Here is a 1,392-nt window from a genome sequence, read left to right on the forward strand (position 1 = left end):
CTCAAACTATTGAATTATATATTTGCTGTGATTGATCTGGATTTGTCAGAAGAAAAGTTTGATATACCTCATTTGAATATTCTGTTTAGAGCAGCTCATAATTTGCCGAGATTTATGCTGAAAAAGGGTTACCTGGACAAATCGTATGTTCACAACATATCTGAGGCAGAATGTGTAGATTATTCATTATCCAATATGGATCAAGAATTGAAAGATAGAATTTTTAATTTAATATAGCCTAGACATATTTATTGTAGCATGGAGAATGGCGAGATCATGTATGAGGCTTTCAGAGATGCGACTGACGGAACTGCAGGGTGGTCATTCTCAGATGAGACTTACATAGCAATTTTAGACTGGAAGGAGAAATAATAAATGAAAAAAGTCATCAGCCTTATTTCGAGCTTAGTATTGGTGATATCTCTGAGTAGTTGTGCCATTAAAGAAACGCCTATCATAAACGGTGTTGAGTATAAATACAACGATCAGTTCTACGCAGATACGGTAGATCAATTATTGACATACATAGACGATGGGGATAAAGACGGCGTAAAATCCTTACTGTGTAACGGTCTGAAAAATTCAGATGGTATTGACGCTGATATACAAGCGCTGATTGATGGATTTGAAGGCGATATAATTCGCACGACAGAGTATGAAAAGGATACTGTGAGCGCCAGTTCTTCAGGGAAAAATTATACCAGTGCTTTTCTTTCCAGATCATTTTATATTATCACGGATAAGCAAAAATATGGGGTATATATAGCAGTTTGTCCCATCGATGAAAAGCATGATGATGGGGAAGATCTGGTCGGCGTTTATAACATATCCATAAATACTTTGGATTATGAGTCCGGTGATATCGAGTGTAATACTGCCAATACTATTGAAATTGCAGACCATAACTGCTGCGTTGCTTCCGGTTATGGCGACAGCAGCAGTTATTTAGTGGCTCAGACGGGCAATAAGTACGAAGTTATAGATATTTACAGGATAATCAATCCACAAAGTATTGTAAAATATGATGATATAACCGCATGGAACAGCAGAGATTTTCTGATCTTTAAGGAAAAATTCGGCGCTCCGTATGCCGAATCTCTTGACAATGACAAGGAACATGTTTTAGCCGATGTATATATGTATGAAATTTCAGACAGCAATAAATATGCGATCGTGGCTGTTGGCAGAGATGACGGCTCGATCAATGCGCTGTCTGTTAAGGATATAGACAGCCGTTGGAGCGAAGATAATAAATATGAATATATTTTAGAGAATGAATAGATTAAAGGCAAGGAATAAAAAACAAATGAGCAGCGAAATAATCGGAACAAAATTCAAGTACACGGTATTAACATTGACACCGTTTTCTTCACACCATTTATGCACTGTAAG

At 37.0% G+C, this 1,392-nt stretch carries 2 protein-coding genes; both read left to right on the forward strand.

Features of this window, described 5'->3' with window-relative positions; genetic code table 11:
• Nucleotides 1-237: hypothetical protein (locus DW793_RS15580; protein WP_252969919.1), on the forward strand; the 237-nt coding region annotated here is incomplete at its 5' end.
• 138 nt (nt 238-375) lie between these two features.
• The gene (locus DW793_RS14230) at nt 376-1,281 is read left to right on the forward strand and encodes a DUF5104 domain-containing protein (RefSeq protein WP_118158539.1); all 906 of its coding nucleotides are present in this window, start codon (nt 376-378) and stop codon (nt 1,279-1,281) included.
• The last annotated feature ends 111 nt before the right edge of the window (nt 1,282-1,392 follow it).

The sequence above is a fragment of the Ruminococcus sp. AM31-15AC genome (assembly GCF_003462045.1).
In the GTDB taxonomy this organism is placed as follows: domain Bacteria; phylum Bacillota; class Clostridia; order Oscillospirales; family Ruminococcaceae; genus Hominimerdicola; species Hominimerdicola aceti.

Excerpts from the sequence above, each read along its gene's own strand:
- DW793_RS14230 (WP_118158539.1), top strand. The coding sequence starts at position 376 with ATGAAAAAAGTCATCAGCCTTATTTCGAGCTTAGTATTGGTGATATCT.